Origin of the sequence: Chromobacterium amazonense, assembly GCF_001855565.1 — a bacterium.
Lineage (GTDB): Bacteria > Pseudomonadota > Gammaproteobacteria > Burkholderiales > Chromobacteriaceae > Chromobacterium > Chromobacterium amazonense.
On record NZ_MKCR01000006.1, the window covers coordinates 101,864 to 125,864 of the forward strand.

Sequence of the window (24,001 nt, forward strand, 5' to 3'; positions counted from 1 at the left end):
CCAAGTTCAAGCCGGGAGCACGCCGCGCCACGTCAAACAAAAAGCCGCCCATCGGCGGCTTTCTGGCTAGGTTGCTGGCGTTATTTCCACAGCTTCCACCATGGCATCTCCTCCGTCTGCCAGGGTTTGGCCAGATATTGGCTCTGCGGATAGTTCAACGACAGGACGCGGCGGGCGTCGTCGCGCAGTTGCGGCATCTGCAATTTGTCGTAGGCGCTCACCATGATGGCCAGCGCCTCTTCCGGATACTTGGTGTTGGAAAAGTCCTTCACCACGCCTTGGGCGCGGTTGGCGGCCGCCAGGTAGGCGCCGCGCTTCATGTAGTAGCGGGCCACATGCATCTCGTTGCCGCCCAGCGCATCGACCAGACGGGTCATCTTGGCGCGGGCGTCCGGCGCGTAGGTGCTGTTGGGGAAGCGGGTGGTCAGCTCGCGGAAGGCGGCGAAGGCCTCGCGCGCGGCGCGCGGATCGCGTTCGCTCATGTCCTGGCCGGCCCATTTGGCGAGCAGGCCGGAATCGTCGTTGTAATACACCAAACCTTTCAGATAATAGATGTAATCGAGGTTGGGATGCGTCGGATGCAGCTTGATGAAGCGATCCGCCGAGGCGATGGCCTGCTCCGGCTCCCCATCCTTGTAATGGGTGTAGGCGAGGTCCATCTGCGCCTGTTGCGCATAGCGGCCATACGGGAATCGCGACTCCAGCGTTTCGTAGAGCTTGACTGCGCGAGTATAATTGCCGCTGTTCAACTCGTCGTGAGCTTCCGCATACAGTTTCTCCACGGTCCAGCCGCGCGTTTCGTCGTAGGTTTCCGTGGAGGCGCACCCGGCAAGCCCCACCATCACCAACATTGCAGCAACAACGTATCTTTTCATGACTGATCCTTACATTGACCCGGACGATTATAGCGACATCTCGGAAAACGAGGTATCCACCACGCAACATCTTGAAGTCCCGCTGACGCTATGCGGTGACCGGCTGGACGCAGTGCTGGCCAAACTGTTGCCGGATTACTCCCGCAGCCGGCTGACGCAATGGATCAAGGACGGCCTGGTTTTGGTGGACGGCAAGGTGGTGGCGCCCAAGACCAAGATGCTGGGCGGCGAGAAGCTGGACGTCACTTTGCAGCTGACGCATGAGGAAATGGCCTTCCAGCCGGAAGCCATGGACCTGCCCATCGTATTCGAGGACAACCACATCCTCGTCATCAACAAGCCGGCCGGCCTGGTGGTGCACCCCGCCGCCGGCAACTGGAGCGGCACGCTGCTGAACGGCCTGCTGCACCACTGCCCGGCGCTGGCCAATGTGCCGCGCGCCGGCATCGTCCACCGCCTAGACAAGGACACCTCCGGCCTGATGGTGGTGGCCAAAACCCTGCCGGCGCAGACCGAGCTGGTGCGCCAGTTGCAGGCGCGCACCGTCAAACGGATCTACCGGGCCATCACCGACGGCGTGGTGCCGTTCGACGGCACCATCGAAGCCAATATCGGCCGCGACCCGAACAACCGCCTGAAAATGGCGGTGCTGAAGTTCGGCGGCAAGCCGGCCATCACCCATATCCGGGTGCTGGAGCGCTTCGCCAGCCATTCCCACATCGAGTGCAAGCTGGAAACCGGCCGCACCCACCAGATTCGCGTCCACATGCGCGAGGCCGGCCATCCGCTGGCTGGCGACCCGGTATATGGCAATGTGCGGCACAAAATGGACGAAGAGATCGCGGCAGCCGTGAAGGCGCTGGGCCGCCAGGCGCTGCACGCCTACGCGCTGGCTCTGATCCACCCCGCCACCGGCGAGGAGCGCAGCTGGAAGGCGCCGCTGCCGGATGATTTCCGCGCCCTGCTGGATGTGCTGCGCGGCGATGGCGCCGTGGCCGACGAAGAAGCCTTCGCCCACGGCGAAGGCGAGGACGATGAAGACTGGGACGACGAAGACGACGATGGCGACGTCGAGGTGATCTATGCCCGCTAAGGACTGGATCGAAGCCGACTGGCCCGCGCCGCCCAAGGTGCGCACGCTGATCACCACGCGCGCCGGCGGCGTCAGCCAAGGGCCTTACGCCAGCCTGAATCTGGGCGCGCATGTCGGCGACGCGCCGGAAGCCGTCACAGCCAACCGCGCCCTGCTGCGCGACGAACTGCCGGCCGAGCCCGCCTGGCTCAATCAGGTGCATGGCGTGGCGGTGGCGGACGCGGCCAGCGCAGGCGCGATTCCGCCCGATGCCGACGCCAGCTTCGCCCGCGCGCCGGGCGCAGTCTGCGCGGTGATGACCGCGGACTGCCTGCCGGTGCTGCTATGCGAGGAGCAGGGCCAGGCCGTGGCCGCCGCACATGCCGGCTGGCGCGGACTATGCGATGGCGTGATCGAGGCCACCGTAGCGGCGATGGGCCTGCCGCCGACGCGGCTGATGGCCTGGCTGGGCCCGGCCATCGGCCCGGACGCGTTCGAGGTCGGCGCCGAAGTGCGGCAAGCCTTTGTCGAAAAAGACGCGGCGGCCGCTGCCGCCTTCGTCGAAATCGACCATGGCAAATACCTGGCCGACATCTATGCCCTGGCCCGGCTGCGCCTGGAAAAACTGGGCGTCTCGCGCACTTACGGCGGCGACTTCTGCACCGTGATAGACCGCGAGCGTTTCTTCTCCTACCGCCGCGACCGCACCACCGGCCGCATGGCCTCGTTGATCTGGCTGGAAGCCTGACCCCCGCCCCGCCGCCCGGCGGGGTGTTTGTTTTTACCCACTCGCCATCCCGCTTTCCTGCTGGCGATCGCCGTCGCGTTGACCCGCCGCCGTTACGCGGACATCATGGTTTTTCACTTATCCGTCAGGTACGCCTCCCATGCAGATCGCCATCGTCACCCTGGACTGTTTCAACGAACTCGATTCCTTCATCGCTTCCGGCATCCTGGGACGGATGACGCCGCACGGCTGGACGGTGCGCATCTGCGCGCCTGCGCCGATTGTGCAATCGCGCTCCGGCGCCCGCGTCGAACGCCAGGAAGACCTGTCCTACGCCACGCACGCCGACGCGGTGCTGATCGGCAGCGGCTGGCGCACGCGAGACTGGGTGGCCGACGATACCATCATGAGCCAGCTGCGGTTGGATCCATCGCGCCAGCTGATAGGCTCGCAATGCTCCGGAGCGCTGGTGCTGCATAAGCTGGGGCTGCTCAGCGACGGCATCGCCTGTACCGACGGCATGACCCGCCCCATGCTGGAACAGCTGGGCATCGCCGTCGCGCCAGACGCTTTCCGCGCGGTTGGCAATATCGCCACCGCCGGCGGCTGCCTAGCCTCACAATACCTGGCGGCCTGGGTGCTGCTGCGGCTGGCCGGCGAGGCGCGCACGCGCGAGGTGCTCTCGCATGTCGCGCCGGTGGGCGAAGAGCGCGACTACGTCGAGCGCGCCCTCTCCCTAGTCTCCACGCCTGCATTCGCCCTGTCATGAAGATTGCGCCGTTATCCCAGCTTAGCCCAGCCGACTTGCACCCCTGCTTTCTGGCCGCCTTCAGCGACTACGTCATTCCTGCCCAGCCGACGCTGGAGCAAATGTCAGCCATGCTGAGGCGGCGCGGCTGGCAGCCGGAATTGAGCGCCGGCGTCTGGCTGGACGGCAAGCTGGCGGGGTTCTGGCTGACCGCAGCGCCGGATATCGACGGCCAGCGGGAAGGCTATTGCATCGCCGCCGGCGTCGCCCCGGACGGCCGCCGCCGCCACGCGCTGACCGGCATGGCGGCCTTGGCGACCGCGTTGCTGGCCGAACATGGCATTAAAAAGCAAAGACTGGAAGTCATAGACGGCAACACGCGCGCGCAACAGGCTTATGAACGGCAGGGCTTCTCCGCCCTGCGCCGGCTGGATTGCTATCAAATTCTCGAAGCCGTCGCCGCGCGCGGATTCTGGCCCATCACCGCCCATGCGGTTCACGATCCCGCGTATTGGCCAGCCGAGGCGCTGGCCTATCCGCCGGCCGTGCCCAACCGCCGCGAATCGCTGCTGCGCGCCGAGCCGCCGCTGCGTTGGCTGACGATTCGCAGCGGCGGCGATCTCCAAGGCTCGCTGCTGATGTCGCGCGACGGCGAGGTGGCGGAGCTTCAGGTCGCCCCGGCCAGCCGCCGGCGCGGCATGGCCGCCAGCCTGCTGCGCGCCGGACAACAGCTGGCGTCGGATGGACGGCTGAGCTTCAATAATGTCGACAGCCGCGATCTGGCGCTGATCAGCCTGCTGCTGAAGCACCAGGCCAGCTATCGGCTATCGCAATGGGAGCTGGTCAAGACAAGCGACGATTGAAAAGCGGCCTGCCAAGGCGATGTTAAAATGAGAGTATGGCCGCCCCGCCGCGGCGGCTCTCAAACAAGGCCTTCCCCGATGGACCCGCAATTGCAAAACGAATGGCAGCACAGGCTGATCGCCCTGCTGGAACAACAACCGCCGGACAACGACGGCGCCCATGATCTGAGCCACTTGCACCGCGTATGGGCGGTGGCGCGCCAGCTGCTGCAGCATTACCCCGAAGCTGACCCCGTCGTGGTGATGGCCGGCAGTTATCTGCACGATCTGGTCAATCTGCCCAAGAACCACCCGCAACGCCAGCTGGCCTCGCATTGGTCTGCCGAGCGCGCGCGACAATTGCTGGCGGACAGCGGCCTGACGCCGGCGCAACTGGACAATCTCGCGCATGCCATCGAGGCGCACAGCTATTCCGCCGCCATCGAGCCGCGCACGCTGGAGGCCCGCATCGTGCAGGACGCCGACCGCATGGACGCGCTGGGTCCGGTGGGGCTGGCCCGCATGTTCTATGTTTCCGGCCGCATGGGCCGCGCGCTGGCCCACCCGCTGGACCCGCTGGCCGAACATCGCGGCCTGGACGACCAGGCTTGGGCGATCGACCATATCGACGTCAAGCTCGCCAAGCTGCCGGGCATGATGCAAACGGAAGCCGGACGCGCCTTGGCGGAACGCAAGCTGCAATGGCTGCTCAGCTTCCGCGACGAGTTCTGCCAAGACTGGATGGCCCGCTAAGCCGAGAAAGGACAGGTCGCCGCCATGATGATCAAGAAGCTTCCGCGCAATCGCGCGGGACGAGACTGGGTGGTAGGCGACCTGCATGGCTGTTTCGAACTATTGCAGCGTTTGATGAAAACCATCGGCTTCAATCCGCAAACCGACCGGTTGATCTCGGTGGGCGATTTGGTGGATCGCGGACCGGACAGCCATCTAGTCGGCGAATGGCTGGCCCAGCCCTGGTTTCATGCGGTGCGCGGCAACCATGAACAAATGGCGCTGGACGCGATGCGCAATCCGCTGGAGGACTTGGACCGCCATCTGCGCAACGGCGGGCGCTGGCTCAGCGAAATGCCGCCCGCCGAACGCGATGCCTGCGTCGCCGCCCTCGCGCAATTGCCGCTGGCGATAGAGATAGACAGCGAAGTCGGCAAGATAGGCGTGGTCCACGCCGACTGCCCCGGCAACGACTGGAGCGCGCTGGCCGAGCGGCTGGCGGCCAACTGCCCCCGCGCAGAAGACTACGATGCGCTGCTGTGGTCGCGCGAGCGCGTGTTCGACCGCGGCGCCGGCCACGTCAACGGCGTGGCGCTGCTGCTGGTGGGCCACACGCCGCAAGACCACGCCGTCCGCTACGACAATGTGATGCACCTGGACACTGGCGCGGTTTATGGCGGCAAACTGACGCTGTTCTGCCTGGACGATTTCGTCGAAGTCTCGCTGCCGGCAGGCTCTGAGCATGCGGCGCGCTACCAACTGCATTAGACGCTGCCGGCCTGCGCCGCTAGAATGCGCGCTCCCCCACGCAAGGAAAAACCATGGCCGAGCCCAAGAAAAAGACCGCAAACAAACCGGGCCAGCAAGACAGGCGCGCTCAGGAACAGCGCTTCGCCCAGGCCGAACAAGCCTGCCGCCAACTGGTGAGCCTGCTGGAAACCATGGCCGCTGCCGGCGGGCTGGACGGCAGCGAAACCGCCGCCCAATATCTGAACTCCACCCGCGCCTACTACCGCCGCATCCGCAACGGCAAGGTGATGGGCCCGGCCGATTTCACCGCCGCGGCCGAAGTGTGCGCCTGCTCGCGCCGCGCGCTGGCTGCGCTGGACCCGACATTGGCCTTTGACGATTTGCCGCAGGCCGATGCGCTGCGCCAGGCCCTGCGCCAAGGCGACCTGGTCATCGAGCAGATGCGTCAGATCAAGGCCGGCAAAGCTAGCTGAATCTCCAAGCGCATGGCATGATGAGGACACCCCCACCTCGCGCCGACATCGCCATGTACAAGCAGACTCCCCACCTCCGCGTCGCGCGCCCGGTCAGCAGCCTGGGCCTGAGCAAAGCCATGTATTGCGAGGGCTTGAATCTGCAGCTGCTGGGCAGTTTCAAGGATCATGATGGTTTCGACGGCGTGATGCTGGGGCTGCCCGGCGCGGGATTCCATCTGGAATTCGTCGTCAGCCACCGTCATCCGATCAGACCCGCGCCGACGGCGGAAGACCTGTTGGTGCTGTATCTGCCGGATCATCCCGAATGGGAAGCGGCTTGCGCCTGCATGCGCGCGGCCGGCTTCGCTCAGGTGCCATCGGCCAATCCCTACTGGGACGTCCACGGCGCCACCTTCATCGACCACGACGGCTATCGCACCGTGCTGCAGAACGCCAAGAGCCCGGTGTGAGGCCTCCGTTCGGCACCGCCGGCGACGCCACTGCGCAGCCTGACGAACAAGCCCTGCGCGACATCGTCCGCCAGACGCCCTGGCTGATGCATGCCTTGCGCATCGCGCGCAGCCTGGGCCTGGCGTCGTGGTGCATAGGCGCGGGCGCGCTGCGCAACGCGGTATGGGACCATCTGCACGGTTACCCTGCCCCGTCCCGGTTGGCGGATATCGACCTCGCCTACTTCGACCCAGAGAACCTCACGCAACAGCAGGATGACGCGCTGCTGGCCACGCTGCAAAGCATGGCGCCGGACCTGCCATGGGAAGTCACCAACCAGGCGGCAGTCCATCTATGGTTCGGCAGCCATTTCGGCTATGCCGTCGAGCCGCTGCGCTCGCTGGCGGAGGCCATCGCTACCTGGCCGGAGTACGCCACCGCTGTGGGCATCTATCTGGACGACGCAGACCGGCTGCGCATCATCGCGCCGCATGGCCTGCAAGATCTGCTGCAGATGCGAATCCGGCACAATCCTGTGCGCGCCAGCGCGGAGACCTACCGCCAGCGCACCTTGCAAAAACGCTATCAGGAACGCTGGCCCGATGTGGTGGTCGATGCCGCCCCCTCCACTCCGCCGACGCCATAGCACATCGACAGCGCGTTCTCACCAATTGCCAGCCACTCCTATGCCGCAATCGACGTCAACCGAAAGCACGGGGGCGCATCGAAAACGTGTTTTCCACAAGCAAGGGGCTATTGACGCTGCCAAGCGACAACCCTGCGCGCACGACGCGACAACGCGCCAAAGCCTAGACCTTGCGCAGCGCCCCGCTACTCCGCCACGGCTTCCCGCTCCTGCTGCAAGCGCCACATCTCGGCGTAGCGGCCACCCAGTTCCAGCAGCTCGCGGTGGCTGCCGTGCTCCACCACCCGTCCCGCGTCCAGCACCAGGATGCGGTCGGCGTCGACGATGGTGGACAGGCGGTGGGCGATGATCAGCGTGGTGCGGTTGGCGGAAATCGCGGTCAGTTCGCGCTGGATGGCCTTCTCGGTGCGCGAATCCAGCGCGCTGGTGGCCTCGTCGAAGATCAGGATGGGCGGGTTTTTCAGGATGGTGCGCGCGATGGCCACGCGCTGCTTCTCGCCGCCCGACAGCTTCAGTCCGCGCTCGCCCACCAGGGTATCGTAGCCGTCCGGCAGACTGCTGACAAAATCGTGGATATGCGCCGACCGGGCCGCCTCGATGATTTCCTCCCTCGTCGCGCCGGGTTTGCCATAGGCAATGTTGTAGTAGACGCTGTCATTGAACAGCACGGTGTCCTGCGGCACGATGCCGATGTGGGCGCGCAGCGAATCCTGCGTCAATTGGCGGATGTCATGGCCGTTGATCTTCACCGCGCCGGCCGTGACGTCATAGAAACGGAACATCAGCCGCGACAACGTCGATTTGCCGGCGCCGCTGGCGCCGACCACCGCCAGCGTCTGGCCGGCCGGGATGGTGAAGTCGACGTCGTGCAGGATCTGCCGCTTGGACTCATAGGCGAATCCCACGCGCTCGAAGCGCACCGTCGCGCTGCGAGTGTCCAGGGTGTGCGCATCCGACGCATCGGCCACTTCCAGATTCACGCCCAAGAGCTTGAACATGCGTTCGATATCGGCCAGCGAATGCTTGATCTCCCGGTAGACGAAGCCCAGGAAATTCAACGGCGCATACAGCTGAGTGATGAAGGTCGCCACCAGCACCACATCGCCCACCGTCATCTTGTGCGCCACCACGTCGCGCGCCGCCAGCACCATCACCAGGGTGACGCCGACAGCGATGATGGCGGCCTGGCCGGCATTCAACAGCGACAGCGACACCTGATTCTTGATCGCCGACGACTCCCAGGCTTCCAGATTGCGGTCGTAGCGCTTGGACTCGTACTCCTCGTTATTGAAGTACTTCACCGTTTCGTAGTTCAGCAAGGCGTCTATCGCCTTGGAATTGGCCTTGGAGTCCAGGTCGTTCATGGTCCGGCGATAGACGGTGCGCCATTCCGTGACCAGCAGCGTAAAGGCGATGTAGATAGCGATGGTGCCCAGCGTCACAACCGCGAAAGTCCAGGAATAGCGGTGCAGCAGGATGCCGGTGACCATGGCGATTTCCAGCAGCGTGGGCAAAATGTTGAACACCGTGAAGTTCAGCAGAAAGCCTATGCCCTTGGTGCCGCGCTCGATGTCGCGGCTCATGCCGCCGGTGTGGCGCTCCAGGTGAAAGCGCAGCGACAGCCTGAACAGATGGCGGAACACATTGCGCGCCACGCTGCGCACCGCGCCCTGGATCACCCGGGCGAAGATCGCGTCGCGAAACTCGCCCAGCACGCCGGACAGCAGCCGCGCCACGCCGTAGCCGGTCAGGGCCATCACTGGGATGGCCAACAAGGTGGCCGGCACGGACAACTGGTCGACGATGTCCTTCAGATACAGCGGCACCGTCACCGCCGCCACCTTGGCCAGCACCATGCACGCCAGCGCCAGCGTCACCCGCCACTTGAAGGCCCATAGATACGGGAACAGCGTTTTAAGGGTCTGCCAGTCGTTGCGGTCTGTCGGCGCCGGGCCGGTATGGGTAATGCGCATAAAAGCTTGCCTGTGGCTGGGGTCTGGCCCAGAGTGAAAAGGCTACACTCGCAAAGGGGCAGACATCATGTGGATTCTATTGCTGGAAGCGCTGGGCGCCGGAGCGCTGGCCTCTTTCATTGTCTGGTGGACCTGGCCGCGCAAGGACGAGGACCCGTCCTGTAAACGCGATTAGTGCAGCACGCGCGGCGCCACCAGCGTCATCTCGGGAATGTCGGCCTCGAAGCGCTGGCCGTCGTCCGCCACCATCTGGTAGCTGCCCTTCATGCTGCCGTACGGCGTCTTCAGATGGGTGGCGCTGGTGTATTCGAAAGCCTGCCCAGGCTCCAGATGCGGCTGCTCGCCCACCACCCCCATGCCGCGCACTTCCTGCACCTGCTGGTTGGCGTCGGTGATGATCCAGTGGCGGCTCACCAGTTGAGCAGGCTCGCTGCCGGTATTGACGATGCGGACGCGATAGCCGAAGACATAGATGTCGTTGGCCATATTGGACTGTTCGGCGATGTATTGCGGCTCCGCCTCCACTTCGACTTGATAGACTTTCTCGGCCATTTCGGCTCCTCCGGATCAATATGTCTTTCATTTTATCCGGCCAAAGCGCTTTTGGCGCGGTAGAATGCCCGGCATTCCTTGTTTTTCGTTCCCGAGCCTCGCCATGCGCACTTTCCGTATCGCCCCCAGCATTCTGTCCGCCGATTTTGCCCGCCTGAGCCAGGAAGTCAGCGATGTCATCGCCGCCGGCGCCGACATCATCCACTTCGACGTCATGGACAACCACTACGTCCCCAATCTGACCATGGGCCCGATGTTCTGCGAGGCCATCCGCCCGCACAGCAGCGCGCCGATCGATGTGCACCTGATGGTGAAGCCGGTGGATGCGCTGGCAGCCGCCTTCGCCAAGGCCGGCGCAGACATCATCACCTTCCACCCGGAAGGCTCGGAGCATATCGACCGCACGCTGGGCCTGATCAAGGACGCCGGCTGCAAGGCCGGCCTGGTGTTCAACCCGGCCACGCCGCTTTCCTATCTGGACCACGTGATGGACAAGCTGGACATGATTCTGATCATGTCGGTGAACCCAGGTTTCGGCGGACAATCGTTCATTCCGCACGCGCTGGAGAAGATCAAGCTGGCGCGCCAGCGCATCGACGCCCACACCGCGAAGCATGGCGGCGAAATCTGGCTGGAGGTGGATGGCGGCATCAAGGTGGACAATATCGCCCAAGTGGCCGCCGCCGGCGCAGACACCTTCGTGGCCGGCTCCGCCATTTACGGCCAGAAGGACTACAAGGCCGTGATCGACGCCATGCGCGCCGAACTGGCGCGCGCGCAAGGATAAGTACGCAGCCGTTTCATTCCAATCATCGAGGGCTTAAGCAATGCACGCATTCATCGTCACCGGCGCCTCCCGCGGCCTGGGCTTCGCCATCTGCGAAGCGCTGTTGAACGACGGCTATTTCGTGGTCGGCATCGCCCGCAACGCCGGCCCGGCGCTGGAAGGCCTGGCCGGCCGCCACCCGGAGCGCTTGCTGGCCGTCAACGCCGATCTGTCCGACGCCGCCCAGGCAGCCGCCTCGGTTCACACCGCGCTGCAGCAGCTGCCCCTGCCCGAGTGCGCGACCATCACGCTGATCAACAACGCCGGCGTGGTGACCCCTATCGCCCAGGCCGGCCACTATCCGACCGATCAGCTGGTGCAAGCGATTGCCATCAACGTCACCGCGCCGATGCTGGCCACCAATGCGCTGCTGTCGGCGACGGACCATCTGCCGGCGCGCCGCCGCATCCTGAACATCTCCTCCGGCGCCGCCGCCAAGGCCTACCCGGGATGGAGCGTGTACTGCGCCACCAAGGCCGGGCTGGACCTCTTCAGCCGCTGCGTGGCGCTGGAACAGCAGGACAAGGCCAATCCGGCGCAAATCGTCGCGCTGTATCCGGGCGTGGTGGACACCGACATGCAGGGCAATATCCGCGGCAGCGATGAAGCCCAGTTTCCGCAGAAGGGCCGTTTCGACGCTTACAAGGCCGAAGGCGCGCTGGCCTCGCCGGCCGCCGCCGCCCGCCAAATCGTCGATTACTTGGTCTCGCCGGCCTTCGGCCAGCTGCAAGTCGTCGATATCCGCGAACTGTAAGCGCCTTTATCCATCACCTTTTCGCCGCGGCCGCCAGGCCGCGGCCAACGAAGCAAGCACATGAATCTCAAGCATATCCAAGCCGTCGCCTTCGATCTGGACGGCACTCTGGTCGATTCCATCCCTGATCTGGCCAATGCCGCCAACGCCATGCGCGAACACCTGGGCCTGCCGCCGCTCGCCGCCGAACGCATTCAGAGCCATGTCGGCGACGGCATCGCCAGCCTGGTGCACCGCGCCATCACCGACGAGCGCCACGCCGAGGCCGACGGCCCGGAATGGGAGCGCGGCTACCTCTACTTCATCCAGCACTACCGCGAGCACCTGACCGACCACACCACCGTCTATCCCGGCGTGCGCGACGGCCTCGCCCTGTTGCGCGCGCGCCAGTTGCCGCTGGTGCTGATCACCAATAAATCGGAACGGCTGGCGGTGCCGCTGGTGGAAGAACTGGGCCTGCGCGACCACTTCAGCCTGATTCTGGGCGGCGACACGCTGCCGGAGAAGAAGCCGTCCGCGCTGCCGCTGCTGCACGCCTGCCAAGTGCTGGGCATCCCGCCGCAGGATTTGGCCATGGTGGGCGACTCCGCCAACGACGTGGCGGCCGCGCGCGCGGCAGGCTGCGCGGCCATCGCCGTCCGCTACGGTTATGCCGACGCCGCCACGCTGGGCGCGGACCTGACGCTGGGCAGTATTGCCGAGCTATACGATTTGATGAAGAATGACTGAACCGCTTCAACGCTAAAAGGAATGCACGCACCCATGGCTTTTCTTCCCTGCCCCGCCAGCTGGCGATGGCGTCGCCCGCATCACGCTTCGCACGCCCACGCCCCAACTGACACCCTCAAGGAAGAATCCCATGCACGCGCAAGACTTTGATCGCCTGGCCGCCGCCGGCTACAACCGCATCCCAGTCGTCCAGGAACTGCTGGCCGACCTGGACAGCCCGCTGTCCATCTATCTCAAGCTGGCGAACCGCCCCTACAGCTACCTGATGGAATCGGTGGTCGGCGGCGAGCGCCACGGCCGCTATTCCATCGTCGGCCTGCCGGCCGACACCCGCTTGCGCGTCAATGGCCACCGGGTGCAGGTGGAGTGCGGCGACAAGGTGATCGAGCGCCACGATGGCGACCCGCTGGCCTTCATCGAGGCGTTCCAGCACCGTTTCCGCATCCCCGAGCTGCCCGGCCTGCCGCGCTACTCCGGCGGCTTGGTCGGTTATTTCGGCTACGACACCATACGTTACGTGGAAAAACGGCTGGCGGACACCCAGAAACCGGACCCGGTGGGCACGCCGGACATCCTGCTGATGCTGTCGGAAGAAATCGCCGTGGTGGACAATCTGTCCGGCAAGCTCTATCTGGTGGTGTACGCCGACCCCGAAGTGCCCAACGCGCTGCAAAAAGCGCAAGCGCGGCTGGCCCAACTGCGCGCCATGCTGCGCGAGCCGCTGGCCATTCCGCTGTCGCTGCCGCTGGACGGAAACGGCGAAGCGGTGTCCGAATACGGCGAAGACGCTTTCAAGCAGGCCGTCACCGCCTGTCAGCGCTACATCCACGAAGGCGACATCATGCAAGTGGTGCTGGCCCAGCGCATGCGGCAGCCGTTCGGCGGCTCGCCCATCGCGCTGTACCGCGCGCTGCGCAATCTGAACCCGTCGCCGTATATGTTCTTCTACCACTTCGACGATTTCCACGTGGTGGGCGCGTCGCCGGAAATCCTGGTGCGCCGCGACGGCGAAACCGTGACGGTGCGCCCCATCGCCGGCACCCGTCCGCGTGGCCAGACCCGCGAGCAGGACGAAGCCCTGGCGGCCGAGTTGCTGGCGGACCCGAAGGAAATCGCCGAACACGTGATGCTGATGGACCTGGGCCGCAACGACATCGGCCGCGTGGCGGACATCGGAACGGTGAAGATCACCGACAATATGGCCATCGAGCGCTACTCCCACGTCATGCACATCGTGTCCAATGTGGAAGGCACGGTGGATAGACAGATCAGCAATATCGACGTGATCAAGGCTACCTTCCCGGCCGGCACGCTGTCCGGCGCGCCCAAGGTGCGGGCGATGCAAATCATCGACGAGTTCGAACCGACCAAGCGCGGCATCTATGGCGGCGCCGTGGGCTATCTGGGCTTCAACGGCGATATGGACCTGGCCATCGCCATCCGCACTGCGGTGCTGAAGAACGGCATGCTCTACGTCCAGTCAGGCGCCGGCATCGTCGCCGACTCGGTGCCGCAATCGGAATGGCAGGAAACGCAGAACAAAGCCCGCGCCGTGCTGCGCGCCGCGCAAATGGTGCGCGACGGGCTGGATGCCTGACGCCTTGCCAGGCAGGCAAAAACGCCTCCAGCCGTAATGGCTGGAGGCGTTTTTCGTTTTCGCCGGTTTCGAATCAACAAAACCTAGCGCGCGTCCAATCCTCGCTGCACCCGCCACGACAGCGGCAGGGTCAGCAGCAGGATAGCCGCCAAGGCCAGCAACGCCGCCGTCACGCCAGCCGCGTCGCCCAAGCGGCCAAACAGCACCGGCGACAGCGCCCCGCCGCCTATCGTGCCGGTGTAGAACAAGGCGAAGGCGTGCTCGCGCCGGCCGGCGCCCGCCAGTTCCGCCACCGTGCCATACAACACCGATGAAGTGCCGTTCAGCGCCAGGCCCAGCAGCGGCAGCATCGCCATCACGCCCGCCAGCGGCAAGGCCAGCCCGGCCATGATCAGCAGCGAGGTCATGGATTCGGTCAGCCACACGGTTTTCATCATGCCGATGCGCGCGCCCAGATAGCCGCAAAACAGTTTTCCGAACGCCCCGCCGACGAACAGCAGCGACAAGGCAAGGCCGATGCCGGCGCTGCCGGTGCCCTTGCTCCGCAACACAAAGGGCAAGAAAGTCAGAAAACCCATGCGCACCGCGCTATCGATGGCGCCGGTGGCCAACAGCGCGCGCAGGCCGCCGGCCGATCCCTGGCCCGCGCCCCCGTCCGGCGCTTTCTTGTCGACGGCGCCGCCCAGCGAGGCCGGCACCCAGCGCCATAGCGCCCCCGCCGCGGCCAAGCCCAGCAGGCCAGCCAGCGTCACGCTCAGACGCCAGCTCGCCACCGTCAGCAACAGCCCCACCACAGCAGGGATCAGCATCTTGCCGATATCGCCGGCAAAGTTGTACTGCGCCAGCGCTTGCTTGACGCCGCCGCCGGCCTCGTGGCTGTCGGCCACCAGCGACGACGCCAAGGGATGCTGCGCGCTGGCGCCCAGGCCGCCCAGCATCAGCGCCGGCAACAACACCGCCAGGCCACCAGCCTGCCCGGCCAGCAGATAAGCGGCACCGGCCAAGGCCGTGCCTCCAACCAGCAGCCGCTTGCGCCCCCAACGCCGTGCCAGCCGGCAGGCCAAAAGCTGGAAGCCTGCCATCATGCCGGAATAGCTGCCGCGCAGCAGCCCCACCATGGCGTAGCTGATGACGAACTGCGCTTGCCAGATCGGCAGCATCACATAGATCAGATCGGTCAGGCCATCGTGGACGGCATGCGCGCCGCAGGCGGCCCACAAGGCGCGGCGGGGCGAGGCCTCTTTGGAAGCAGGCAACGACTCCGGCAAGCTAAAGCCTTTTGCTTCGGACATGACAGCTTTGCGTAGGGATGGGAGTGGGCGAATACTAAACAAACGTCATGAAAATGTCACGACTTGGCTCTGTACGCCCCGCCCCGCTGTCGGCACACCCGCGCCACTCACTTATGCAAAAGCCGCCTGCCGCATTTCAGACGCAAGGCCCGACACCACCAGCTCCTGCTCATCGTTCGAGGCGTTGAGAAATCGGTAGATGGAGCCTCCCGGCGCAGCGACCGCTTCTTTGGGCAACTGGCAGCGATTGCCCATGCAAACGATTTCCGCCGACGCCGCTTCCTCGGCGGCAAGCGGCGGCATGCCCTGTTGAGAAACCGCCGCGCCAGGACTGCCATCTTGGCGGGAATCGGAACCGCCGCCCCCTCCTCCGCCACAAGCCGCCAATGCCAGAGTGAGTGTCGTTATCAGGAAAGGCGCTGTCTTCTTATTCATACAAATTTACTTATGAAACAATTATTAACAAAGTCTAGGGAAGGTCTGAACAAGTCTCCAATCTTCCCGTAAACTGACTCCCCCTCAGTCAGATCCAGGACGCCAGCATGCGACAGCAGATGACCTTCACCGATCTCGAACTCGCCGCTAAGAAGAAGCGCACCCGCCGCGAAATCTTTCTGACAGAGATGGATCAGGTCATGCCTTGGGCGCAGCTCGAAGCCGTCATCGATCCAGTGTATCCCAAGCCTGGCAACGGTCGCCGCCCCTACCCGTTGTCCGCCATGCTGCGCGTCTACTGCCTGCAGCACTGGTACAGCCTGTCCGATCCCGCCATGGAAGAAAGCCTGTACGAGATCGCCTCCATGCGCCAGTTCGCCGGCCTCTCCCTGGACGCCGTCCCGGACGAAACCACCCTGCTGAACTTCCGCCATCTGCTGGAAAAGCACCAGCTGACCCACGCTCTGTTTACCGCCATCCACCAGCATCTCTGCGACAAAGGGCTGATGTTGAAGCAAGGCACCATCGTCGATGCCACCCTGATCCACGCGCCCAGCTCCACCAAAAACGCTCAGGGCGAGCGCGATCCGGACATGCATCAAACCAAGAAGGGCAATCAGTGGTACTTCGGCATGAAGGCCCATATCGGCGTCGACGCCCAGTCCGGCTTGGTGCATCACGTGGCCGGCACCCCCGCCAATGTGGCGGATGTCACGATGGTCGATCAGTTGTTGCACGGCGAGGAAATCGATGTGTTTGGCGACGCCGGCTTTGCTGGCGTGCACAAGCGAGCCGAACACCAATCGCGAGCGGTGCGTTGGTGGATTGCGATGAGGCCCGGCCAGCGCAAAGCGCTGACCGATTCAGCCGACGACCGGCAGATCCAGCTGGGCGAAATGGTCAAAGCCAAGATTCGGGCCAAAGTGGAGCATCCGTTTCGGGTCATCAAGCAGCAGTTTGGCTACCTGAAAACACGCTACCGCGGTTTGAAGAAGAACACCGCGCAACTGATGACGCTGTTTGGGCTGGCCAACATCTGGCTGGCGCGAAAGGCCTTGCTGGCGGCGAGTTAAAAGGCCGGATGACCGGAAGCACCCGGTCATCCTCATGGCGGGCGATCTGGAATTGGTGGGTGAAATGCAACCGAAGCCCCGCGAGAAATTGCATTTCTGTTTGCGTGGCAGGTTGTTCAGACCTTCCCTAATACTAGAAGCAAAAGCACAACTTGTGGAGAAAACTGTCCGAATCCGCTCGCTCATTTCTTGAGCTGTTACTTTAATGCAACAAAATATCATTTAGCATTTGTCCATGAGCATATCTCATTCACCCCTCCTTCTCTTGCCCATGCTTATCCTCGCTCGCTACGCGCCAAGCTCAGGATGCGCTTCCCAGCCATACTTTTGATCCGTTGCCTATAGTGAAGCCATGCTCTATGGCCCATGGACTCACTCGGAATTCGCCATGCAGGACTTCGACCGCTTTCTGCTGACCGTCGTCTATGACCTTGCCAACCTGATCTTCGTGGTGGATCAAGGCGACGGCACTATCGTCTACGCCAATCAATACATGCGGGACACGCTGGGGGCAGACTGCGTGGGCCGCCGCTTCGCAGAGCAATTCTCCGGCGCCGGCGGGGCGCATCATTTCATCAGCTACAACCAGCAGCACGGCGCAGAAACGGCGCCGCCTCTGCAATCGGAGTACTACGACGATGAATCCGAAAACTGGTATCACGTGCAACAGCGCCAGATCGCCTGGATAGACGGATCGCCCAAGATCGTCTTCGTGCTCAGCGAAATCAACGCGTTGAAGCGGCTGCAGAAAGATCTGACCGAGGCCCATGCCACGCTGGCCTTCAAAAATCGCGAACTGGAAATCTCGGCCCGCACGGACCGGCTCACCAGCCTGTACAACCGTCATCAACTGGATCAGGTGATCACCAGCGAATTCCAACGCTTTCGCCGCTATGGCAAGCCTTTTTCGGTGCTGCTGGCCGACTGCGACCAGTTCAAGCAAGTCAACGACACCTATGGCCATCCTGCCGGCGACGCGGTGCTGATCGACCTTGCCCGCCTGCTGCAGTCCAATATCCGCGCCACCGACACGCTCGGCCGCTGGGGCGGCGAGGAGTTCCTGGCCATCCTGCCGGAAACCGGGCTGGACAATGCCTCGCAATTGGCGGAGAAACTGCGCGCGACCATTTCCGCCTACGTCTTCCCCGTGGTAGGCCACAAGACGGCCAGTTTCGGCATCGCGCAGATCCGGCAGGACGAAAACATCAAGGACCTGGTGGCGCGCGCGGACCAGGCGCTATACCTGGCGAAGGCCAATGGCCGCAATCGCGTCGAAGCCCTGGCCTAGCCTGGCCCTATCTTTGGAAACGAAGCATGCGCAAGAAAAGCTTCCTGATCGTCGATGACTCCCCCGCCGTGGTCAAACGACTGAGCCTGATTCTGGAATCCCTCGGCCATCAGGTGGTCGGTTCCGCCGCCAACGGGCTGGAAGCGATAGACAAAGCCAGATCGCTGCGGCCGGATGCCATCACCATGGATATCCAGATGCCGGAAATGGGCGGGCTGGAAGCCACCCGCCACATCCTGCATGAGCAACCAGACAAACCGGTCATCATCATTACCGCCCATGGCCAGGAAAGTACGGTGGTGGACGCCATCGCCGCCGGCGCCAAATACTTCATCTGCAAGCCTATCGAGAAGGAGAAGGTGGAGGATGTGCTGAACAAGGTATTTCGGGACGATTGAGCATAACGCCGCGCCCCACAGAGGATAACCCCATGAAACCGCCTGTTGACTTGCCCACCCCCGCCCTGCGTCGCGCCTCGGCGCTGCTGGCCGCTTGCCTGCTGGCCATGCCCGCGCAGGGGCGTTCCCTGGCGGATATCCTCAAAACCCATCAGCTCAGAGTCTGCATTGCGCCGCTTCACCCAGCGGTGGCGCAGGCCGCGCCCAAGGATTGCCGCGAACAGTGCGTTTTTTCCGGCCCTGTCTATGAAGAGGCGCTGGCTTTCACGCACTACCTGGGCAATGGCGTGCGAATCAAGGCGTTGCGCGTGGGATGGGATGAGCAGTTCTTCGACAAGACCGGCAAGACCGAGCTGGAAGCCAGCTATACCCCGCAGCTGATGGCCTCGGGCGCTTGCGATATTTATCCCAACCACCTCACCAAAACAGCCTGGCGGCAGAAAAAGCTCGATTTCGTCACCATGTTTCCCAGCCGCATGATGGTGATCGCCAATGCCAACCTGCGCGAACAACTGCATGGCAGCGCGCAACTGGCTGGACTGCGCGCCGGCACCACCAAGGACACGTCTTACCATACCTGGCTGCAGGAGCAGAACCGGGGGGCCTTCTCGTCCAACCCGATCAAAATTGAATTGATGACTTCGGACGAAGCGCTGCAGGCGGTCAATGCCGGCAAAGTGGATTTCATATTGATGGATGCCGACGTGGCGATCTGGCATACCCATCATCAATTGCAGAACACCTATGTGGCGTTTCCGGTGGGTCCCAAGGACGAGATAGGCTGGGCCTTCCGCAAAGACGACAAGGACTTGCAAGCCGCGGCGGCCAAATTCTTCGCCGAGCAACGCCAGCGGCCCGATTCAGAACTGAACCGGATATGGCTGCATTATCACGGCCACTCGCTGACCGACTTCATCGCGCTGGTGGCGGCGGTGCACTGAGCGCGGGCGCGACGAGAATACCAACATGGCAAGCCGCCCCCGCCCGAGCCAGTTGCCGTCAGTATCGGCATGCATCGCCATGCTGTGCTTGGCGGCGCCCGCGCCAGCCCGATCGCTGGCGGAAATTGTCAGGACGCATGAGCTGCGCGCCTGCATCGTGGCTTTCCACCCCGCGGCCGCCACCGCAACACCGCCCGACTGCCGCGAAAACTGCCATTTCTCCGGACCGGTATACGACGAAGTGCAAAGCTTCTCCCGTTATCTGGGCAAAGCCATCCGGCTCAGAACGCTGCGCGTGGAATGGGATGAGCAGTTCTTCAACCAGCATGATCAAACCGACCGGGAAGCCAGCTATACACCGAAGCTGCTGGCCGATGGCAGCTGCGACGTCTTCCCCAACCGATTGACCAAGAATGCATGGCGTCTGAAGAAAATGGACTTTGTCACCTTGTTCTCCAGCCGGCTGATGGTGGTGGCGCACGCTTCGCAGCAAGGCAGGCCGCTATCCGCCGATCAATTGGCCGGCAGGCGCGCCGCGGTTCTGAAGAACAGCACTTATTACACCTGGCTGCTGGAGCAGAACGCATCGCGCTACCGCGCCAACCCGGTGCGCCTGCGATTGATGAGCGTGGAAGACAGCCTGCGCGCGGTAGACGATGGCCAAGTGGATTTCACGCTGCTGGATTCCGATATCGCCATCTGGAGCACCCGCCATCAGTTCAAACACGCCTATGTGGCGTTTCCGGTGGGCGGCAAGGACGAGATAGGCTGGGCCATGCGCAAGGAGGACAAGGACCTGCAGGCCACCGTGGCGGAATTTTTCGCGCAACAGCGAAAATCCGAGCACTCCGATCTGAATCGGATATGGACTCGCTACTATGGCCTGAGCCTGAACAAAATGATCACGCTGGTGAATTCTACCGAATAAGCCATGCCCTTCCCGACCCATGCGCTACGCGCCCGGCTACGCCATTCCATCCGCGCCCGACTGATCGCGATGACCTGCCTCATCGTGGTAGGCGTCGTCTCGGCGCTGACGCTGGTCTTTGCCATGGCAGCGGCCAGCATGCTGCGCCAAGCGTCGGAACGCCAACTGGCCCAAGGCTTGGAGCAAAGCGCCGCCTTGATGTCCAACTTCCTCGCCGTGCGCGAATCGAATCTGACCCTGTGGGCCGCCAATCCGCTATCCGAAGCCATGTTCAACGATCCCGCCCTGGCGGCGGTGTTCGCGCCCAGCCTGCGCAACTATTTTGCGAACGCGCGGGCGCATGAGCCTTGGATCGCGCACATCCTGCTGCTGCGAAACAATCAGCTGGTTTATGACGACAGCGGGACCCTCCAGTACACCCCCGGCGCCCCCTCCGTAGCGAGCTGGCTGCGCGGCCTGCCGGATGGCGGAGTCTCCGTCCTGAACCTGAAGCGGCTGGATGGCGGATCGGACCGCTACGCCCTGGTGCTCAAGCGCCCGCTGCTCAAGGAGGGCTCTGCCTCGCAGGGGGCATTCATCGCCCTGGTGCTGGACCTGGACCAAGTGCAGCGCGCCCTGTTCGAAAGAATGCATATCGGCGGCCATGGCTTCGTCGCCATCTCCGCCTCGCTGCCGGATGGCGGCGTCGCGGTCCCCACCCGCATCGCTGGCAATGCGGAATCGCTTGCCGATTTCCATGCCGTCACGTCACAGCTGCGGCGCGCCGCCGATTTGCCAGAGCAGTTCCGCTCGCTGGTCATCCGCCGCCACCCGCTGCAAACCGGGCCGCTGACCCTGATCGGCGTCGCCTCCCGCGATGACATTCGGGAGCCCGTCGCCCAACTGATTCTGTACTCAGGCCTGTTTGGCCTGCTTGCTCTGGCCATCGGCACGCTGGGCGCCATACTCTACTCGGAGCGGCTAACCAAACCGATACTCGATCTGGCCCGCGCCGCGCTGGCGCTGAAGCAAGGCAATCTGACCGATCCGATTGCCTGCGCCAGCGAGGACGAGATCGGCCAGTTGGCGCAGAGTCTGGAATCCAGCCGCCAAGCGCTGGCCGGCCAGGTCGAGGCGTTGGAGTCTCGCGTGCGGCAACGCACGCGCGATTTGTTGCAAAAGAGCGAAGAAGTCGCCCGATTGCTGGACAACTCCGGGCAGGGCTTCTTGTCCTTCGGCGCAGATTTAACCGTCCACCCAGGCTACAGCCGCGAATGCACCCGCATCTTCGGCCGTGAAATCCAGGGCTTGCCGCTGCCCGAGCTGCTGGCGCCGGACGACGCCGGGCAGCGGGAATTCGTCGCCAAGACCTTGCGCCTGGCCCTGGACAGCGTTGACAACGATCTGCGCCGCGACGCCTATCTCAATCTATTGCCTGCCGAATATCAGCTGGGCGAGCAAGTTTTCCGAGCGGAATACCGTTTGCTGAGCGGCGATCAGATGATGCTGATCCTCACTGACGTCAGCGCCCAGAAAAAACTGCAAGCGCGTTTGGCCAGCGAGCAATTGCGGCTGGCCTTCATCGTCAACGCGCTGGAAAATCGCGATGACCTGCTGGAAATGCTGCGCGACTTCGATGACTTCCGACGCTGCGCGCTGCCCAATCTGCTCAATTTCCAGCCCGATGCCAAGGCCTTGCTCGCCGAGCTGTTTCGCCGCGTCCATACCTTCAAAGGCCTGTTCGCCCAAGCCTGCCTGCCCACGCTGCCGCGCGCCCTGCATGAGCTGGAGTCCCGCTTGGGTCCCTTGCGGGAGCGGGAAACGGACGTCAACGACATCAAGCTCGTCCTGGGGCAGACCGATCTGGGCGCGGCGCTTGAGGCGGACTTGGCAGTGTTGCGTGAAAAACTCGGCCCCGACTATCTGGATTCAGAGCGTCTGATCCAGGTGCCCGCTCCGGTTCTGGACGATCTGCAAGCCGAAGTCCGCCAGACCTGCGGGCCAGACTCCCGCCTGGCCACGCTGGTCCGGCAATTGCGCTTCGCGCCTATCAGCCGGATGATCGCGCCGCATTTCAAGGCGGCAGAGGAGCTTGCCCTGCGGCAAGGCAAGCCATTGGCCCCGCTGGCGTGCGAGGGCGACGACCCCTTGGTGGACCCGCTGCGCTACGGCGCATTCTGCAAAACGCTGATCCATGTGTTCCGCAATGCGGTTGACCACGGCATAGAAGACGCCGATACCCGCCTGCTGGCCGATAAGAGCGAACTTGCCGCCATACGCTGCCATATCTCGGCATCGGCCGAGACGCTGACGATCGCCATCTCGGATGATGGGCAAGGCATCGATCCGGCTGCGGTGCGCGCCGCCGCCATCGACAAGGGCCTGATCAGCAGCGCAGACGCCTGCAATATGAACGATCAGGAAGCGCTGAGGCTGGTGCTTGCGGATGGATTGTCCACCGTCTCCGCCGCCAACGCCGTATCCGGCCGTGGCGTGGGCCTGTCCGCCGCGTATCAGGCGCTGCTGCGCCTGGGCGGCGAACTGCGCATTGAATCCTCCATAGGCCAAGGCACCCGCATGAGCTTCATCCTGCCCTATGAAGCCGCGCTGCGGCCGCAGCCCCCTCCGCGGTCGGCTGGCGCCGGCGGCGAGCTGTTGCCAACGCTTGCGCAGCTTACCGCAGACTTTTGCCGCGGCCATTTGGACATGGCCGTGGCGCTGGATGGCGATAGCCGTCGACTGGCCGCCGCGGACCTCCTAGAATTCACCGCCATGGTGCCCTTGCGCAGCGGCGTCGACATCGCCATGGGCATTTCGGTTGACCGCCCGCTGCTGCTGGAAATGGCGCGACGCTTTGAGCCTGACTGCGCTGACGAGGAAATCGCCGGGCTCGCCGACAGCGTGGGCGCGGAAATCGCCAATACCATAGTCGGCAAGATCACGCCGTATCTGACCCACCTGTCCCGCCATGTGGACATGGGCACTCCGGAAGTCGTGGACGGCGCAGCGCGCGGCCGCTTCAATCACATGGATTGCCGAGGCATTTCCGGCCATGGCGCGGCCGGGCGCTTCATCGTGTTATGTCTGCCGCTGACGGCAGCTGACGTTTGCTGAGAGGTAGCGCCGGCGCAACGCAGAAGGCCGTTGAAGGGGCGTGACAAATCAGCATGAAGCTATGGCGAGCCGCCGCCCCGACGGAGCCATATTGACAAGTGATATTTTTTCCTTGATAATCAATAAGCTGCGTGCAACGTCTCGCAAAGACAAGCTGCATAGCCCCGTCCGCTGACATCCTCTTAGGAGTTGATCATCGGACCAAGTACCCGCCTTGTTCCTGCCTGTGAATTTCGTTTGAAATTCTGTCAAAACAATAATGGCGCTGAGATTTTGAATAGTCTCACCACCATGTCTTGTCTTTCATGCAGCAGCTGGCTCAGCACTTGCTGCAACCCAATTTCGCTCTCGTCTGCCATCTTGAAAACAAGATGCCGTCGCGGCAATACAGCGATTATCCAAAGATAGATTGAAGCAGCAAGAAACCATTACTCGATCCCATATGGATTCCGATTCCATAAGCCATAGCCATGGCATTTCTCACCATGCTTTTTGCGAGGATCATCATCAAGGGCCATCAATATGGCCCGCAGGAAATATGAAATGAAAATCCAAGAACTAAAACAGGGCGACAAAATCACCCAACATCTGGACAACGCCACCATATTGTTTGAAGTGCTGTCCATCAAGCAAATCGGCCGCCGCTTTCTGGTGACTTTCCGCTCCGCCTATGGCATCGCCACAGCAAGCTATCAAGGCGATTCATTCATTACGGCGATATAAGAAAAATCATTTTCAAGCTAGCAGGGCAATACAGAAACGCGCGGCTGCGCATATTGCCTAACATGCCATCGGCAGCCATTGCCCCTACGCAAGCAGCAAAGC

25 protein-coding genes are annotated in these 24,001 nt (G+C 63.3%); 20 read left to right on the forward strand and 5 right to left on the reverse strand.

The genetic code is table 11. The features are described 5' to 3' along the window. Nucleotides 1-80 precede the first annotated feature (80 nt). Nucleotides 81-875, reverse strand: a complete 795-nt coding sequence (locus BI343_RS05045; protein ID WP_071108901.1) for an outer membrane protein assembly factor BamD — start codon at nt 873-875, stop codon at nt 81-83. On the opposite strand from BI343_RS05045, the gene rluD reads away from it, so the two are divergent. The 9 genes from rluD to BI343_RS05090 all read left to right on the forward strand — a co-directional run bounded on the left by rluD (nt 874) and on the right by BI343_RS05090 (nt 7,297). Next, complete coding sequence (rluD, locus tag BI343_RS05050; protein WP_071108902.1) at nt 874-1,968, forward strand: 23S rRNA pseudouridine(1911/1915/1917) synthase RluD; 1,095 nt, start codon at nt 874-876, stop codon at nt 1,966-1,968. The two genes, BI343_RS05045 and rluD, sit on opposite strands and share 2 nt — an antisense overlap. Then, on the forward strand, nt 1,958-2,695 hold the full coding sequence (pgeF, locus tag BI343_RS05055) for a peptidoglycan editing factor PgeF (RefSeq protein WP_071108903.1): 738 nt from the start codon (nt 1,958-1,960) through the stop codon (nt 2,693-2,695). The genes rluD and pgeF overlap by 11 nt, the downstream gene beginning before the upstream one ends. Before the next feature lie 139 nt (nt 2,696-2,834). Beyond that, nucleotides 2,835-3,443, forward strand: coding sequence for a type 1 glutamine amidotransferase family protein (locus tag BI343_RS05060; RefSeq protein ID WP_071108904.1), 609 nt, complete (start codon nt 2,835-2,837; stop codon nt 3,441-3,443). Further along, entirely contained in the window at nt 3,440-4,285 is an 846-nt protein-coding gene (locus BI343_RS05065; RefSeq protein WP_139165647.1) for a GNAT family N-acetyltransferase, read from the forward strand. The genes BI343_RS05060 and BI343_RS05065 overlap by 4 nt, the downstream gene beginning before the upstream one ends. 78 nt (nt 4,286-4,363) lie before the next feature. Further along, nucleotides 4,364-5,017 carry an HD domain-containing protein gene (locus BI343_RS05070; RefSeq protein WP_043628084.1) on the forward strand — a complete coding sequence of 218 codons (654 nt, stop codon included), beginning with the start codon at nt 4,364-4,366 and terminating at the stop codon, nt 5,015-5,017. 24 nt (nt 5,018-5,041) lie between these two features. Next, entirely contained in the window at nt 5,042-5,764 is a 723-nt protein-coding gene (locus BI343_RS05075) for a metallophosphoesterase (RefSeq protein ID WP_071108906.1), read from the forward strand. A 53-nt stretch (nt 5,765-5,817) separates the two neighbouring features. Further along, nucleotides 5,818-6,219 (forward strand): hypothetical protein, encoded by a 402-nt coding sequence (locus tag BI343_RS05080; protein WP_071108907.1) that lies wholly within the window; start codon nt 5,818-5,820, stop codon nt 6,217-6,219. Between the two features lie 53 nt (nt 6,220-6,272). Continuing rightward, a complete protein-coding gene (locus BI343_RS05085) occupies nt 6,273-6,671 on the forward strand; it encodes a VOC family protein (protein ID WP_071108908.1) in 399 nt (132 codons plus the stop codon). Continuing rightward, a complete protein-coding gene (locus BI343_RS05090; RefSeq protein WP_244886572.1) occupies nt 6,668-7,297 on the forward strand; it encodes a nucleotidyltransferase family protein in 630 nt (209 codons plus the stop codon). The genes BI343_RS05085 and BI343_RS05090 overlap by 4 nt, the downstream gene beginning before the upstream one ends. Nucleotides 7,298-7,482: 185 nt before the next feature. On the opposite strand, the gene BI343_RS05095 is transcribed toward BI343_RS05090, so the two are convergent. Continuing rightward, nucleotides 7,483-9,270, reverse strand: a complete 1,788-nt coding sequence (locus tag BI343_RS05095; RefSeq protein WP_071108909.1) for an ABCB family ABC transporter ATP-binding protein/permease — start codon at nt 9,268-9,270, stop codon at nt 7,483-7,485. 171 nt (nt 9,271-9,441) lie between these two features. Continuing rightward, nucleotides 9,442-9,822: a Co2+/Mg2+ efflux protein ApaG gene (gene apaG / locus BI343_RS05100; RefSeq protein WP_071108910.1), complete on the reverse strand. Its 381-nt coding sequence runs from the start codon at nt 9,820-9,822 to the stop codon at nt 9,442-9,444. Nucleotides 9,823-9,925: 103 nt separating this feature from the next. Between apaG and rpe the strand changes: the two genes are divergently transcribed. From rpe to trpE, 4 genes are all read left to right on the forward strand, one after another. Next, entirely contained in the window at nt 9,926-10,609 is a 684-nt protein-coding gene (rpe, locus tag BI343_RS05105) for a ribulose-phosphate 3-epimerase (RefSeq protein ID WP_071108911.1), read from the forward strand. A 40-nt stretch (nt 10,610-10,649) separates the two neighbouring features. After that, complete coding sequence (locus tag BI343_RS05110) at nt 10,650-11,402, forward strand: SDR family oxidoreductase (RefSeq protein WP_071108912.1); 753 nt, start codon at nt 10,650-10,652, stop codon at nt 11,400-11,402. Between the two features lie 60 nt (nt 11,403-11,462). Beyond that, nucleotides 11,463-12,131 carry a phosphoglycolate phosphatase gene (locus BI343_RS05115; protein ID WP_071108913.1) on the forward strand — a complete coding sequence of 223 codons (669 nt, stop codon included), beginning with the start codon at nt 11,463-11,465 and terminating at the stop codon, nt 12,129-12,131. Between the two features lie 130 nt (nt 12,132-12,261). Further along, nucleotides 12,262-13,728, forward strand: a complete 1,467-nt coding sequence (trpE, locus tag BI343_RS05120; protein ID WP_071108914.1) for an anthranilate synthase component I — start codon at nt 12,262-12,264, stop codon at nt 13,726-13,728. Nucleotides 13,729-13,811: 83 nt separating this feature from the next. Here the strand turns inward: trpE and BI343_RS05125 are convergent, their stop codons facing one another. After that, complete coding sequence (locus BI343_RS05125) at nt 13,812-15,020, reverse strand: MFS transporter (RefSeq protein WP_071108915.1); 1,209 nt, start codon at nt 15,018-15,020, stop codon at nt 13,812-13,814. 111 nt (nt 15,021-15,131) lie between these two features. After that, the gene (locus tag BI343_RS19555; protein WP_139165648.1) at nt 15,132-15,455 is read right to left on the reverse strand and encodes a hypothetical protein; all 324 of its coding nucleotides are present in this window, start codon (nt 15,453-15,455) and stop codon (nt 15,132-15,134) included. Between the two features lie 107 nt (nt 15,456-15,562). Between BI343_RS19555 and BI343_RS05135 the strand changes: the two genes are divergently transcribed. The 7 genes from BI343_RS05135 (at nt 15,563) to BI343_RS05165 (ending at nt 23,899) form a co-directional block, all read left to right on the forward strand. Beyond that, entirely contained in the window at nt 15,563-16,528 is a 966-nt protein-coding gene (locus BI343_RS05135) for an IS5 family transposase (protein ID WP_083340712.1), read from the forward strand. 388 nt (nt 16,529-16,916) lie between these two features. Continuing rightward, entirely contained in the window at nt 16,917-17,816 is a 900-nt protein-coding gene (locus BI343_RS05140) for a sensor domain-containing diguanylate cyclase (protein WP_052246681.1), read from the forward strand. Nucleotides 17,817-17,842: 26 nt separating this feature from the next. Further along, nucleotides 17,843-18,214, forward strand: coding sequence for a response regulator (locus BI343_RS05145; protein ID WP_071108917.1), 372 nt, complete (start codon nt 17,843-17,845; stop codon nt 18,212-18,214). A 32-nt stretch (nt 18,215-18,246) separates the two neighbouring features. Next, nucleotides 18,247-19,155, forward strand: coding sequence for a substrate-binding periplasmic protein (locus tag BI343_RS05150; protein WP_071108918.1), 909 nt, complete (start codon nt 18,247-18,249; stop codon nt 19,153-19,155). 25 nt (nt 19,156-19,180) lie between these two features. After that, nucleotides 19,181-20,083 carry a transglycosylase SLT domain-containing protein gene (locus tag BI343_RS05155; RefSeq protein WP_083340816.1) on the forward strand — a complete coding sequence of 301 codons (903 nt, stop codon included), beginning with the start codon at nt 19,181-19,183 and terminating at the stop codon, nt 20,081-20,083. 3 nt (nt 20,084-20,086) lie between these two features. Beyond that, nucleotides 20,087-23,176, forward strand: coding sequence for an ATP-binding protein (locus BI343_RS05160; RefSeq protein ID WP_083340817.1), 3,090 nt, complete (start codon nt 20,087-20,089; stop codon nt 23,174-23,176). 543 nt (nt 23,177-23,719) lie between these two features. Beyond that, a complete protein-coding gene (locus tag BI343_RS05165) occupies nt 23,720-23,899 on the forward strand; it encodes a hypothetical protein (protein ID WP_071108921.1) in 180 nt (59 codons plus the stop codon). Nucleotides 23,900-24,001: the final 102 nt, after the last annotated feature.